The 13,980-nt window shown below is 36.0% G+C and carries 17 protein-coding genes and 1 riboswitch; of the genes, 8 read left to right on the top strand and 9 right to left on the bottom strand.

The features are described 5' to 3' along the window. Positions 1-4: 4 nt before the first annotated feature. The 3 genes from ribE to ACU8YW_RS20225 form a co-directional block, all read right to left on the bottom strand. Entirely contained in the window at positions 5-649 is a 645-nt protein-coding gene (ribE, locus tag ACU8YW_RS20235) for a riboflavin synthase subunit alpha (protein ID WP_097907243.1), read from the bottom strand. Next, positions 631-1,743, bottom strand: coding sequence for a bifunctional diaminohydroxyphosphoribosylaminopyrimidine deaminase/5-amino-6-(5-phosphoribosylamino)uracil reductase RibD (gene ribD, locus ACU8YW_RS20230; protein ID WP_060488341.1), 1,113 nt, complete (start codon positions 1,741-1,743; stop codon positions 631-633). The genes ribE and ribD overlap by 19 nt, the downstream gene beginning before the upstream one ends. 310 nt (positions 1,744-2,053) lie before the next feature. Next, positions 2,054-2,197, bottom strand: a riboswitch (FMN riboswitch). A gap of 188 nt (positions 2,198-2,385) precedes the next feature. Continuing rightward, the gene (locus ACU8YW_RS20225; RefSeq protein ID WP_001151582.1) at positions 2,386-2,592 is read right to left on the bottom strand and encodes a CDGSH iron-sulfur domain-containing protein; all 207 of its coding nucleotides are present in this window, start codon (positions 2,590-2,592) and stop codon (positions 2,386-2,388) included. 139 nt (positions 2,593-2,731) lie between these two features. Between ACU8YW_RS20225 and ACU8YW_RS20220 the strand changes: the two genes are divergently transcribed. After that, positions 2,732-2,977, top strand: coding sequence for a DUF2552 family protein (locus tag ACU8YW_RS20220; RefSeq protein ID WP_000360794.1), 246 nt, complete (start codon positions 2,732-2,734; stop codon positions 2,975-2,977). Between the two features lie 10 nt (positions 2,978-2,987). On the opposite strand, the gene ACU8YW_RS20215 is transcribed toward ACU8YW_RS20220, so the two are convergent. Further along, positions 2,988-3,911, bottom strand: coding sequence for an alpha/beta hydrolase (locus tag ACU8YW_RS20215; protein ID WP_000819238.1), 924 nt, complete (start codon positions 3,909-3,911; stop codon positions 2,988-2,990). Positions 3,912-3,992: 81 nt separating this feature from the next. Between ACU8YW_RS20215 and ACU8YW_RS20210 the strand changes: the two genes are divergently transcribed. Both ACU8YW_RS20210 and ACU8YW_RS20205 read left to right on the top strand, forming a co-directional pair. Further along, positions 3,993-4,475 (top strand): GNAT family N-acetyltransferase, encoded by a 483-nt coding sequence (locus ACU8YW_RS20210; protein ID WP_060488342.1) that lies wholly within the window; start codon positions 3,993-3,995, stop codon positions 4,473-4,475. 99 nt (positions 4,476-4,574) lie between these two features. Further along, complete coding sequence (locus tag ACU8YW_RS20205; RefSeq protein ID WP_060488343.1) at positions 4,575-5,438, top strand: LacI family DNA-binding transcriptional regulator; 864 nt, start codon at positions 4,575-4,577, stop codon at positions 5,436-5,438. Between the two features lie 23 nt (positions 5,439-5,461). Here ACU8YW_RS20205 and ACU8YW_RS20200 read toward each other — a convergent pair whose 3' ends face one another. Together ACU8YW_RS20200 and ACU8YW_RS20195 are read right to left on the bottom strand one after the other, a co-directional pair. Next, on the bottom strand, positions 5,462-6,781 hold the full coding sequence (locus ACU8YW_RS20200; RefSeq protein WP_000994830.1) for a Na+/H+ antiporter family protein: 1,320 nt from the start codon (positions 6,779-6,781) through the stop codon (positions 5,462-5,464). Positions 6,782-6,912: 131 nt separating this feature from the next. Next, positions 6,913-7,911 carry an alpha/beta fold hydrolase gene (locus tag ACU8YW_RS20195; protein WP_048546285.1) on the bottom strand — a complete coding sequence of 333 codons (999 nt, stop codon included), beginning with the start codon at positions 7,909-7,911 and terminating at the stop codon, positions 6,913-6,915. Positions 7,912-8,032: 121 nt separating this feature from the next. Here ACU8YW_RS20195 and ACU8YW_RS20190 point away from each other — a divergent pair, with 121 nt between their 5' ends. Beyond that, positions 8,033-8,509 carry a ribbon-helix-helix domain-containing protein gene (locus ACU8YW_RS20190; RefSeq protein WP_088123357.1) on the top strand — a complete coding sequence of 159 codons (477 nt, stop codon included), beginning with the start codon at positions 8,033-8,035 and terminating at the stop codon, positions 8,507-8,509. Positions 8,510-8,631: 122 nt separating this feature from the next. On the opposite strand, the gene ACU8YW_RS20185 is transcribed toward ACU8YW_RS20190, so the two are convergent. Beyond that, positions 8,632-10,221, bottom strand: coding sequence for a bifunctional metallophosphatase/5'-nucleotidase (locus tag ACU8YW_RS20185; protein ID WP_088123356.1), 1,590 nt, complete (start codon positions 10,219-10,221; stop codon positions 8,632-8,634). 201 nt (positions 10,222-10,422) lie between these two features. Here ACU8YW_RS20185 and ACU8YW_RS20180 point away from each other — a divergent pair, with 201 nt between their 5' ends. From ACU8YW_RS20180 to ACU8YW_RS20170, 3 genes are all read left to right on the top strand, one after another. After that, positions 10,423-10,686 (top strand): YqkE family protein, encoded by a 264-nt coding sequence (locus tag ACU8YW_RS20180; RefSeq protein WP_000727564.1) that lies wholly within the window; start codon positions 10,423-10,425, stop codon positions 10,684-10,686. Between the two features lie 68 nt (positions 10,687-10,754). Continuing rightward, on the top strand, positions 10,755-11,279 hold the full coding sequence (locus ACU8YW_RS20175; RefSeq protein ID WP_001227178.1) for a GrpB family protein: 525 nt from the start codon (positions 10,755-10,757) through the stop codon (positions 11,277-11,279). Positions 11,280-11,400: 121 nt separating this feature from the next. Beyond that, entirely contained in the window at positions 11,401-12,228 is an 828-nt protein-coding gene (locus ACU8YW_RS20170; RefSeq protein WP_262719671.1) for an aldo/keto reductase, read from the top strand. A gap of 29 nt (positions 12,229-12,257) precedes the next feature. On the opposite strand, the gene lolS is transcribed toward ACU8YW_RS20170, so the two are convergent. Both lolS and mciZ read right to left on the bottom strand, forming a co-directional pair. Beyond that, positions 12,258-13,172, bottom strand: a complete 915-nt coding sequence (lolS, locus tag ACU8YW_RS20165) for an aldo/keto reductase (RefSeq protein WP_097907164.1) — start codon at positions 13,170-13,172, stop codon at positions 12,258-12,260. A gap of 53 nt (positions 13,173-13,225) precedes the next feature. Then, the gene (gene mciZ, locus ACU8YW_RS20160) at positions 13,226-13,354 is read right to left on the bottom strand and encodes a Z-ring formation inhibitor MciZ (RefSeq protein WP_000870295.1); all 129 of its coding nucleotides are present in this window, start codon (positions 13,352-13,354) and stop codon (positions 13,226-13,228) included. 74 nt (positions 13,355-13,428) lie between these two features. On the opposite strand from mciZ, the gene ACU8YW_RS20155 reads away from it, so the two are divergent. After that, on the top strand, positions 13,429-13,968 hold the full coding sequence (locus ACU8YW_RS20155) for an NUDIX domain-containing protein (RefSeq protein ID WP_000067040.1): 540 nt from the start codon (positions 13,429-13,431) through the stop codon (positions 13,966-13,968). Positions 13,969-13,980 lie beyond the last annotated feature (12 nt).

Below are 13,980 nucleotides of genomic sequence, written 5' to 3'. Positions count from 1 at the left end.
CCCCTTATAGAAATCCGTTTTCTTGTAAAAAGCTTTCGCTCATTGAACCTGTTCGTTTTACAGGTTTAGAAATAAAGCGTTCGATATATTTACCGATCATGTCACACTCAATGTTTACGATGTCACCGGCATTCTTTGCTCCGATAACAGATTCACTTACTGTGTGCGGGATGAGTGAGATTGTGATGGAAGATTCGTCTATATCAAATATTGTTAAACTCGTTCCATCAACAGCAACGGAACCTTTATGCAAACAATAGCGCAGCAATTCATCAGAAATAGCTATTTTGTAATAGACGGCATTATAGTGCTGTTTTTTGTTTAATATCGTTCCAATGCCATCAATATGTCCTGAAACGAAATGCCCACCGAATCGTCCGTTTGCAGCTATCGCCCGCTCTAAATTTACTTTAGAGTGTTGTTTAAGCATGCGAAGTGATGTTGATTGCATCGTTTCAGGCATTGCATCCACTGTGAATGAAGCTGTTGTGAAACTCGTTACAGTTAAGCAAATACCGTTAACCGCGATACTATCACCTAAGTGAACATCTGATAAAATTTTATTCGCATGGATCGTTAACTTCATCGCTTCTCCGCTTTGTTGCATGTTTGCAATCGTTCCTAATTCTTCTACAATTCCTGTAAACATTCCGTCACCTCACTTCGGGCATTCGCAACGATTTTTATATCATCACCAATTTGTTTCATCTCTTGAATTTCCAAGGAAAGTGCATCTTGCAATGCTGCGAAACCATTTCCACCAAATAAAGTAGGGGCATCATTCCCACCAATTAATATCGGGCTTATATAAGTTATAATTTCATTGAAATGCTTTGTTTGTAAGAAGCTTGCGTGAACTGTTTGACCACCTTCAACGAATAGAGAAAGAATTTGCTTCTCTCCAAGAAAGAAAAGGAGGTCCTTGATTTCTATATGTTTTGTTTTCATTTGGAATATAGCTATATTTTCAGATTCATAAGAAGCTATTTTCTCTTTATTTACATCCTTACCGACAATAATCCATGTCGGTGCTAAACCATCTGTTATGACATGAGAAGATGGTGGCGTTCGTAAATGGGTATCTAAAATAACACGAATAGGATTTTTACCTCCGTTAGGAATTCTTGTCGTTAAATGCGGATTATCAGCTATAACTGTATTCACTCCAACGAGAATCGCATCATGTGTATGACGATATTGGTGAACATCAGCTCGTGCTTCTTCACCTGTAATCCACTTACTTTCACCCGTGACAGTTGCTGTTTTTCCATCTAAGCTCATCGCTGTTTTTATTGTTACAAATGGACGCTTCGTTTTCATGTAGTGAAAAAAGAAACGATTTAGTAAAACTGCTTCCGCTTCAAGAACACCAGTCGTTACTTCGATTCCAGCTTCTTCTAATCTCCTTTTTCCATTACCAGAAACGAGCGGATTACAATCAAGAGTAGCGATTACAACGCGCTTAACTTCTTTTTTGATGAGTAATTCACAGCAAGGTGGTGTTTTTCCAAAATGGCTACACGGTTCAAGTGTTACATACACGGTAGCTCCTTTTGCTTTTTCACCAGCCATATGAAGCGCGTGAACTTCTGCGTGTTCTTCACCAGCACGTAAATGAGCGCCAATACCGACGATGTTTCCTTCTTTTACAACAACAGCACCAACCATAGGGTTTGGACTTGTTTGTCCAGATGTCCCTTCTGCTAACTGTAGGGCAATCCTCATATATTCTTGATCTGTCATTCTCTTCACCTCTCCTGAAAAAATCAAAAAACCCCAAGGATTTTATATCCTTGGGGTTTGGGAGACGTGATTTCTAGAAATATAGTTCGAATACGAAAGTACAGGAAAGAAACCTAACGTTGATTGGTATTTTTGCATAAGGAAAAAACCTAGCAAAAATATCGAATTTTTCAAACGCTAGTCGTATCTTTTTATTTCAGTATAGAAACATAAGTATACAAAATAAAACATATATAAAGATTCAAAACGAAACTTTAAAAATATGCATACTGAAATAAAAGTGTATTCGCTATATAAAATTACTAGAAAACATATCCTTCTCCCATCCAGACTATACTGTCGGCCCTAGAGTTTCACTAGATCCACCGTTTTCGAGTTGAAAACGGGTCACGGACTTAGAAGTTTGCACTTCATCACCGCCGGTTGGGAATTTCACCCGACCCCGAAGGATGTTGTTTGCTCAAATTATAGCACAAAAAAAATAAAAGGCTAGAAAAAAATATTCGAATGTGAAGAATTGTGTGAAAATATATGTAAGTTGGAATGAGGACAAAAGTACGAGGAATGTTGTAAGGAAAAGGGGGACGAGAGTTAATGAAAAGAAAAAACATGCACAAAAAAATGTGCATGTCACATGTAAAATTATTCTGCCTCTGGTGCTCTAACGACAGACTCGAATTTCCCTTTATGCGAAGCATCACAATAAGGCATATTTTTTGATAAACCACAACGGCATAAAGAAAATGCCGGTTTTGCTGGGAATACATTCCCTTGTGAATCGACTAATTCCACGTCCCCTGTAACGCGAAAAGAGCCATTATCATTTACTTTAATTTGTACTTTCGCCAACGCTATCCCTCCTTCCCAAACGCTTAATTTCATCATATAATTAAGAGAAGTACTTGACAATATAAAATGAGCACTTTCTTTGGGAGAGAAGAGAGTGTTATAATGTTTTTTATAACTGACTAGAGTAAGGTGACGAGAGATGGATAAACAATTACATACATTACGAAACATTGCAAATGAGCGCACGTGGGCATCATTTTTGAATGATAATCATCCATATAGTTTGTTACATTGGTCCATTGCAGGTGTAGGGCAAGAGGCAAAGGATGTTTGGTTACTTCAAGATGAAGTAACATTTCAAACGACAGAATTTCCAACGTTAGATGATGCAATGCAATGGATTTCTGTAAATATGGAACAAGTTACAGACGTTTTAGCGCAATAAAAAAACAGGCTTATGCAAGCCTGTTTTTTGTTTCTTTTACATATGAGTTTAAAAATTGATCAACGGCTGCTTCATACTCTTCTTTATTTTCGTTATAAGAGCAAGCGTGTGCACCGCGTTCTGCAATATAAAGTTGTTTATTGTTTTCTTTTGCTTCATATAGTGATTTCGTCATATCAGCTAAAATATAATCATCATCTTTACTATGAATAAAGAGGACGGGATTATTAATATTTTTTATACAATCGATTGGTGAAACTTCGCGAATCGTATAACCGTCACGTACTTTTAAAAAAGCATTTGCTAAAGGTAATAAAGGCCATTTAGGTAAATGGAATTCAACCTTTAAACGGTGTTGTAATTGCCCGTAGAAATCAGAAAAAGGACAATCTGCAATATAGAAATCAGCACCATCTTCTACAAGTCCTGCGTATTGAAGAAGTGTTGCAGCTCCCATAGATTCACCATGAATACCGAGTGTTATATTTGTTCCAAAGCGACTTTTTAGCCAGTCAACTACAGATTTTAAATCATGTTTTTCATAGTATCCATAGCTTGTTGTTTTTCCACCAGTTTTACCATGACGACGATGATCATAAATAACGACATTATACCCTCTGTTTAAAAATAACCTTGCATATTTTACAGAGTTCATTTTATTTACAGTTACGCCGTGACAAAAAATCATAAACTTATTGGAATGACCAGCAGGAATGTAATATCCGTGAAGATCATATCCGAATTGCGAAGGAATATGAATTTCTTCTTTATGAAGAGCATCAAAATCCTCTAAACGAAAATGTTTTTTCGTTTCTCTTTCGAGTACTTCTTCCTCTGTTTTTTTCTTTAAGTACATCACTTTATTTGTAAAGAAAATCCCAAGGGCAGTTATCGCACCTAGTATAGTAAACAATGCTGCAAAAAAACGTTTCATACTTTACCTCATCCTCCAAATACCGTTACATGTGATACACTTACATTGTATCACAATGATAGAAAAGGGGAGAAATAGGAAATGGTGTATATACAAAAAATTACGCCAGCGATGAAAGAAACAATCCGAATGTTCATGTGTGAGAACTGGGGGAGTTCATTGATGGTTTCACGTGGTAAGGGGCATCAGTTAGAAGAGTTGCCAGGATTTGTTGCGCTCTTGGATGACAGAATAATCGGAATTATAACGTATGAAGTGACCGGAAATATTTGTGAAATTGTATCGTTAGATAGCTTTGAAGAAAGAAAAGGAATAGGGACGAAACTTGTAGATTGTGTATTACAATTTGCAGAAGAAGAACGGTGCGGGCGGGTTTGGCTCATAACAACAAATGATAATATGAATGCGTTACGTTTTTACCAAAAACGTAATTTTGTGATGACTAATTTATATGTGAATGCAGTGGAAGAGGCACGAAAAATAAAGAAAGAAATTCCGCGTATCGGATATGATAACATCCCAATTTTACATGAAATACAGTTGGAGTATCGTTTAATAAATTGATGTAACAATTTTCAGAAATATAAGTTATTAACCTTGACGAATATTGTAATTTAGGTTACCGTAAAATTGTAATCTATTACCATATTAAGGGGTGACGATGTGGCAACTATACGTGATGTTGCAAAATTGGCAGGTGTTTCAGTCGCAACCGTTTCACGAGTTATTAATGAAAAAGGATACGTTCATGAGGACACAGTAAAACAAGTAAAGGAAGCAATTGGGGAATTACGTTATAGGCCAAATAATGCAGCAAAGCCATTATTTAAAGAGAATTCAACGATAATTGCATTACTTGTAGATAATCTATATGACCTATCAAACATCCCTTTGCTACATTGTATTGAGGAAATAGCATATAAAGAAGGATATCAAATCATTGTTTGTAATATAGAGAATAAAGATAGATACATATATATGTTGAAGGAAAATAACGTTGCAGGTGTTATTTTAACAAGATCCGTTTTTAAAAGTATAGGAGAAATTCCACTTCCATTTGTTGTGATTGATGAACAAAAATCCCATGCAAATTATTATGAAAGTGGACAAAGAACGGTTTCTTTATTAAAAGAAAAAGGCTGTCAATTTCTTGCTTATTTCGATGAGGGAGAAGATAGTGAAGAAATGGAAGAGCGCATATCAGGATTTTTAGACGCTGTTTGGGAGGAAGGGATCTCTTATCGAGAAGTATGTGTACAAGGGTATACGAATAAACAGTTTATTACATTCTTACAAACTTACCCGTATATAGATGGAATTGTAACTTCAAGTGAAAAGGTTACTTTTGAGTTAATTCAAGCAGCGAAAAATTTCAATATCCGTATACCGGATAAGTTGAAAATTATTGGACCGAACGGGAGCATAGACAGTGAATGGATAGGCTCGTCACTCATGAAAATTGAAAGTTGCGCCGAAGAAAATGGGAAAATAGCTTTACAACAATTAAAAGAAAAAATAAAAAAGTAAAAGGTGCGTATAAAACGCACCTTTTATAATGTAATTGCGGCAATAAAGCCGAATATAAGTAACGGTATATTATAATGCAGAAAAGTTGGTACACATGTATCCCATATATGATGGTGTTGACCATCAGCATTTAAACCGGATGTTGGCCCAAGTGTACTATCTGATGCTGGAGATCCCGCATCGCCTAGCGCTCCAGCTGTACCGATAATTGCAATTGTGGCCATTGGACTAAATCCAAGCTGCATGCAAAGAGGCACAAAAATTGTTGTTAAAATAGGGATGGTTGAAAAGGATGAACCAATTCCCATCGTAACGAGAAGTCCAATCACAAGCATAAGAAATGCAGCGAGTGGTTTGTTATTTCCAATTATATGTGCACTCGTTTGCACAAGAGATTCAACATGTCCTGTTTTTCGAAGAACAGCGCCAAATCCAGCGGCAGCGATCATAACAAAACCGATAAAGGACATCATGCGCATTCCGCTTGTTAATATCGCATCTGCTTCTTTAAGAGGTAGACTACCACTTACTGATAAGACGATAATCCCCGCTAAAGCACCGAAAATCATTGATTCTGTTGCTAATTGAACAGTTAATGTGGCTATGATAGATAACAATCCGAAAGTAATGCTACGTTTTGTATAGGGAACGATTTCATTTGCGGTAGTATGAACTTGTTCTGTTTCATACGTACGAGGTTTCCGGTACGTAATGAATACCGCTACACATAATCCAATAATCATACCGATTGCTGGAATAGTCATTGCTTTTGGAATAAGTGCGACATCAAATGTAAGACCACTTTGCGCAGCATTTGTTTGCAATACGTCATGATAAATTTTTCCGAACCCTGCTGGAATCCACATATAAGGAGTAATCAATCCGAATGTAATAATACATGTAACAAGTCGGCGATCCACTTTCAGCTCATTTAATACTTTTAAAAGTGCTGGAATTAAGATAGGGATGAAAGCGATATGAACAGGAATCACATTTTGTGAGAAACAAGCCATCGTTAAAATGATGAATAAAATAAGTATTTTAGAATAAACTTGTTTTTTCGTGTCTTGTTCATTGCCAATCCATTTTAGTGCAGTTTGAATCATGGCATCTGGAAGTCCTGTTTTGGAAAGGGAAATAGCGAAACCGCCAAGCATTGCATAACTTAAAGCGATTGGAGCACTGTTTCCAAGGCCAGTTGTAAAAGTGTTAATAGTTTCTGAAATACCGAGTCCACCGATAATTCCGCCTGTTAAAGCTCCAACAATGATGGCGACAATGACCTGGACACGTAACAAACTAAGCAATAGCATAACTGCTACTGCGACGAGTACAGCATTCATAATAAATGTAATCTCCCTAAAATTTTATTGTGTTAAGGCAAGTAAATATGAAGCACTTTGCTAGATTTATACATAGTTGCGACATATTATTATAAATTGTTTTCTATGAAATGTAAAAGAGCCTTTTGTTACTAATGTTGAAAAGCTAGCTCTTGTTTAATTGATTGTAAAGAATTGGCGAATAATTCTGGTTCTTCTAAATCAGGAGAATGTGCTGAATTTGGGAACCAAATCATTTTTTTTATGGGGGCTTCTATCACATCACAATATTCCTGAACGAGAGCATAAGGAGTTTGATAATCATAGCGACCAGAACAAAAATAAACCGGAATAGATAAGCTTGAAATAGAAGAAAAGAAATCGATTGTCAACATTTCTTCCCATAAAACGCCAGATTTTAAATTTCCTGCGAGAAACTTGAACCAATCTAATAGCGTATATTCAGGGGAAAAGAAGCCTTTTCGTATGAAAGAAAAGGAAGATCCGTTTTGGATTGCTCCGCCGAATGTGCCAAGCCACTTTCTTTGAATAATAAGGCGTCTTGTATCTAAAAATGGTGGTTTGCCTAATTTCAAAAGGGACGCTAATGCTTTTTTATGATCATGTTTTTTTGCAGAACGAATTAAATGCTGATATAGCAATTCTTCGTTTTGTTTCATATGTACAATCTGCCCAATACCGATGTAAGCCTCGATATACTGTGGATATTGATGTGCTATGTTAAGCCCAATAATGCTTCCCCAAGAATGACCAGCGAGAAATAGTTTCTGTTTATTGAACTTTTTAAGTACATATTGAATCACTTCTTTTGCATCGGAAACGAATTGTTCGATTGTAAAATTTGCTCCGAAATCTTTCATTGAAAAGGATTTACCTGCCCCGCGCTGATCCCAATTAATAACGATGAAGTGTTTCTCCAATTCTTTTTGAAAATGACGAATAAATCCAATTTGTGCCATGCCAGGTCCGCCATGACAGCATAATAAAATTGGCTGCTCTATGTTTTGCCCGCGCATAAGGAGAGTTTGTTTTCGATTATGGATCATAACGCTTTCCATCGTAGCAATACTATTAGGAATGAGTTGTTTATTTTCATTATAAAACTGTGGGGTATAGCTACGAAAAAGCATATGGAAATCCTCCTTTTCTGAAATCGTATGAATCGCACAGGCTATTCGTTTTGCATATACTGTTAGAAAATCATTGTAACATACCATACTAGTGTCATTTCAACACGGGAGGAGGGAAATTGTGACGATTGGAGAAATTATAGATTGCTTAAATAGACGTGAATCCATCGCTATTATAGCAAAACGTCTTGAAATAAGCCCATATACATTATCAAAGAAATTAAGATTGATTGGATACGAATATGATGGAGAACAGAAGAAACGTATTTTTGTAGGAGATGGAGAAGAACCGCGTCACTTACAACTCCAAGAAGCGACAGCCCTTCAATATGCGAAAACGGATTATCAATTATTAATTTATGAGCAATTACAAAGTATTTATGATTTATTAAGAAAGAGAGAAGAAGTAATTGTGCCCATTATGAGTATAAGTACAGAGAAAAAGAAACGTACCTTTACTATTAATAAAGAAATATTAGCAAAACTAGACGTTATATCAGAAGCGAAAGGAATTCAAAAATCTAAACTTGTAGAAGAGGCGTTACAACAATTTTTACAACAATATGATTTTAACAAAACATCACATTTTGATAACTAAAGAAAAGGATACTATGTTCATTGTAAGAACGAGTATCCTTTTTAGGTTTTACTAATATTGTGGATTAAGTATAAGTGCGTATCCTTTACAATAAAAATCTGGATCGCATATGAGGGAAATACTTAATTTATCTTTTGAATTCTTCCATCAATAACTGGCTGAATTGGTTCTTTTAATTGTTTTACATAATCGACTAGCGCTTCAAAGTCGTTTGGACCAGTTTCTGAATTCTTCCCATTTTTAAATGATACGAATCCGTCACCGCCAGAAGCTAAGAAAGCATTCGCAACTACGCTATACGTTTTAGATGGAGATAACTCTTCGCCATTTGTTAAGCGTATATTCGTAACCTTTTCACCGCTTGGTTTATTTGCATCCCACGTATATTGAATACCTGAAATTTGAAGCATTCTTGTTGTTCCTTTTTGCCATTGTTGATTTAAAATGTCGCGAATATCTTGACCTGTTAAATCTACTTTAATCAATTGGTTTCCAAAAGGCTGAATGCCATATAATTCGCCCCAAGTAATATCGCCAGCATCTAAGTCATTACGAATGCCACCAGGATTCATAAGTGCGATTTGAGCTTGCATCGTTTGACGCTGTGCGTCGGCAATTACATTCCCAAGAGTAGATTCACCAGCATCATTTTGTTTACGGTCGATAGGTGCTGTAGATTTTCCTACAACTTCATTTACAAGTGGTGCGATTGTTTCTTTATATTGATCTATTTTTTGTTTTACTTGTTTATCAGGTTCCACACCTTCATGATATGTTGTAATCACTTCAGCTTTTTTCTTTACAATATCTTTTGTTTTACGATCAATTGTTACATCTACGTCTGAGAAAGCTGTTCCATAAGAGTTCGCTTGGACGATTAGTTTATTATTTACAGTACCATTTACATACGTGTGACTATGTCCACCGAAAATAACATCAACTTCCGAGTCTGTTTCATTTGCAATTCGAGTAAGGTCTCCATTTGTCACGCCAGACTCATCAGTTGTTCCGCCGACATGGGCAAGGACGACGATGGATTTAACACCGAGACGCTTTAATTGTTGCGCTGATTTATTAATTGCTTCTACTTCGTCAGTGATCTGTACATTTTTAAGCATAGTAGGCATCACGACATTTGGCGTATCGGTTGTAACAACGCCAATGAATCCTACAGGAACACCATCTACCATTTTTACAGTAAATGGTGGTAAAAATAAGCGGCCAGTTGATTTGTTATAGAAGTTAGCAGCGACATAAGGGAAGTTAGCACCTTTGAAATTACCTGTTTTCTCGTGATATCCACCGTAAATGAGGCGTTTCATTTCATCGATACCTTCATCAAATTCATGGTTTCCGATTGTACCAACATCGAATTTTAAGTCATTTAAAAATTCAATTGTTGGTTCATCTTGTAACAACGCTGAAACTGGTGGACTAGCTCCGACGATATCGCCAGCATGTACGAGAAGTGTATTAGGGTTTTGTTTTTTACGTTCTTTTAAATAAGTAGCTAAGTACTCAGCGCCACCAGCTTCTTTGTTATTAATTTTTTTAACAGTATCTAGTTGTCCATGGAAATCATTAATACCAAGCATTTGTACGTCTACGTAGCGGTTTTGTTCAGCTGGAGTCTGGGATGGGGGAGCGGCAAATACGCTTGAAAAAGTAATGGTGCTTAAAACGGCAACAGCAGGAATGATTTTTTTCCACATAATTTAATTCTCCTTTTTTATAATCTGACATCATACGACATAATTTTAATAGATTCATAGGATTATATCTATATAAAAATTTAGTTTTTTTTGAAAAATCAACATATTTACAAAAAGTGAATAATAGAGTAACGAACCTTTTTTATTGTCGAGTTCATTGTGTATCTACTATAATGGAGAAAAAAGTAAAAGGTGAGTAGCATGAAGAAAAAGAAACAAAGACAAATGCAAAGACAATCGCAAGTGAATAGACCAGAGAAAGAGTCGCTTACATTAGGCGATCAATTAAATGATTCACTCATGCAGCAATTAAAGAATAAGAAGAAAGAATTGCAAGTGAGAGAAGAAGAAAAAGAGGCAGCTGAACTGGAAAGAAAGCGCCGAGAACAAAAAGAACGTGAAAAAAATAAATCATTTGAAGAACTGTTAAGTGAAAGTAGCCTTACTTGGAAAGACTTTAAATAATATAAAAAATGATCAGTGCATACCGCTGATCATTTTTTTGACGAGCTTGTAAGAAAAGGGGAGTTTTAATGAGAAAAATTGTAGTCGTCCCGCATGAAAATCATTGGAATGAAAAATTTCAAATAGAGGCCGAACGATTAAAATCGGCGATGCCAGAAATGGTGAAAGTCCATCATATTGGAAGTACATCAGTGCCAGGACTGGCAGCTAAACCAATTATAGATATGATTATGGAAGTAGAGTGTATCGACAGAGTAGATCATTGGAATGAACGTTTTGAAGAGCTTGGTTATATCGTAAAAGGGGAAAATGGTATTTCAAGACGTCGTTATTTTATTCATGGAACTGAGGAGAAACGCTCGTATCACTTACACGTTTTTGAAAAAGGAAATCCTGAGATAGTAAGGCATTTAGCGTTTCGTGATTATATGATGGCTCATTGTGAAGAAGCAGAGGCATATGCAACCTTAAAGAAAGAATTAGCCGAAAAATATACATATGATGGCACGTTATATACGGAAGGAAAAAATGAGTTTGTGCGTAGTGTTGATGAAAAAGCGAAAGAATGGAGAGAAGGAAATATGAATAATTGAGTTTGCGTTTTAGTGTATAAAATTATTATGTAAACTGTACATATGTTTTGACTTTTTGGTTGAATCTTGTTGAAATAAAGTGGTAGCTTATAAAAAATGTAAGAATGAAAGGGAGACGACTGTGCACATTCCAACAACTACACTTCATAATGGCGTAAAAATGCCGATGATTGGTCTAGGTGTTTATAAAGCGAAAGAAGGCGATGAAGTAAAACAAGCAGTAAAAACAGCGTTAGAAGTTGGATATCGTTCGATTGATACAGCAACTGTATATGAAAATGAAAGCGGTGTCGGAGAAGCGGTTCGTGAATCAGGGATTCCGAGAGAAGACATATTTATTACAACAAAAGTTTGGAACGACGATCAAGGATACGAGGAAACACTTGAGGCGTTTGAAAAAAGCTTAAAGAAATTACAAATGGACTATGTAGATTTATATTTAATACATTGGCCAATAAGAGGGAAGTATGTCGATACGTACCGAGCGCTAGAAAAACTGTATGAAGAAGGTAAAGTGCGCGCAATTGGTGTTTCAAATTTTCATAAACATCATTTAGAACTGTTATTACCAAATTGTAAAGTGAAGCCGATGGTCAACCAAGTGGAACTTCATCCGATGTTAGCGCAATTTGAATTGCGTAATTTCTGTCAAGGTGAGCAAATTCAAATGGAAGCATGGAGCCCATTAATGAGAGGCGGGGAAGTATTCAAGAACCCGATTATTCAGGCCATTGCTACGAAATATGAAAAAACACCTGCGCAAGTTATATTAAGATGGGATATTCAGAGCGGGGTAGTGACGATTCCTAAATCTGTTACACCATCTCGCATTAAGGAGAATTTTTCTATCTTTGATTTTTCATTAACGGAAGAAGAGATGACTCAAATTAATACGTTAAATCGTAATTTACATGTAGGAACGAATCCGGATAAATATGATACGCTATAAAAAGACGCTACCAGTATGGTAGCGTCTTTTTAACGATGTAAAGCGTAAGTATCACATTTAGCAATTTGCTGAAGTTGTATATATTGAGCTGTTGTTAACCGTGTTTGTTTACTAGCCTGGGCATTTTCTTTCAATTGCCCAATAGAGCTTGCACCAGGTATAACAGCTGCAACAGTTTCGTTATGTAAGCAATATTGAATAGCTGTTCCTGTTAAAGAGCTTTCTCCGATTATTTCTTTTACATTCGCAAGTGTCGCATATAATTCATCGTAAGAATAAGAAAGATAATTCTTTTCTTTTACTCTTTCTATCTTTCTTGCATTATTATCAGTTAAAATTCCTTTTGCAAGTGGCCCACGAGCAATAATGCTAATTTGATGTTCACTTAGAAGTGGGAACCATTCTTCAGGGCGACGATTTAAAAGGCTATATTCCATTAGCACACTAACGATATTGGAACGTTTAGCATATTCACGGATAACATTTGGACGTATAGAAGAAATACCGTAATGACGAATAATACCTTCTTTTTTTAATTCTTCAAAGGCTTCAATTGTTTCATCTATTGGATCTTCAATCGTCCCGCCGTGAAGTTGATAAAGATCAATATAATCAGTTTGAAGTCTACGTAAACTTTCTTTCACTTCAGCCTTTATGTAACTTTTAGAAGGATCCCAAGACCACCCGTTTTTTTCTTCTGTCCATCGATTTCCAACTTTTGTTGTAAGAACAATTTGGTCTCGTTTCCCTTTTAAGGCTTTTCCAACAAATTCTTCGTTTAATCCATAATCATATAAATCCGCTGTATCAAAAAAATTGATTCCTAAATCGATTGCTTCATCGATAATACGCATAGCTTCTGTTTCAGATGTACCGAGAGACATACAGCCAAGTCCCATTTCTGTCACAAACAAATCTGAGTTTCCTAATTGACGTTTTTTCATAGGTCAACCTCCTTACCTTTATTGTACGCAAGGGAAAAGAGGTTGACAAACGTTTACTTTTTATTTGCTGTAATCCACTCTTGTACAGTTGTATACTCTTTTCCATATTGTTTTAGCTTATGGCGAATTTGCCATGCTTTTCCGACTAAAGTGACGCGATTTGGTAAAATATAAACTTTCATTTCTATCACGCTCCTTTCAATGTGGTAAAATGTATGAGGAAAGAATAGGAAATAGAACAGGGAGATGAAGTAGAATGAGTAATCTTGCAGAGAGAACAGTAAAAACTGAACCGATTTTTGATGGTAGAGTTATAAAAGTTCGTGTTGATGATGTAGTATTACCAAATGGAGCAATGAGTAAACGTGAAATTGTAAATCACCCTGGTGCAGTTGCTATTATTGCTATTACTGATGAGGGGAAAATTGTGCTTGTCGAGCAGTATCGTAAAGCGCTTGAAAAGGCGATTATAGAAATTCCGGCCGGCAAGTTAGAACCTGGTGAAAAACCTGAGGTGACAGCAGTTCGTGAATTAGAAGAGGAAACAGGATATGTATGTGAAAATATGGAGCTTATTACTTCTTTCTATACATCTCCAGGATTTGCAGATGAAATTTTATATGTATATAAAGCGACAGGTTTGACGAAAAAAGAAAATAAAGCCGAGTTAGATGAAGATGAATTCGTGGAATTGATGGAAGTATCGTTAGAAGAAGCGATTATTCTTATGAAAGATCTTCGTATTCATGATGCGAAGACGATGTTTGCAGTACAATATTTACAACTACAAAAATAAACACTCGCCAAA

The organism is Bacillus pretiosus, assembly GCF_052947655.1.
Note: the sequence above shows the minus strand (reverse complement) of the source record. Positions and strands in the feature narration are given on the sequence as shown.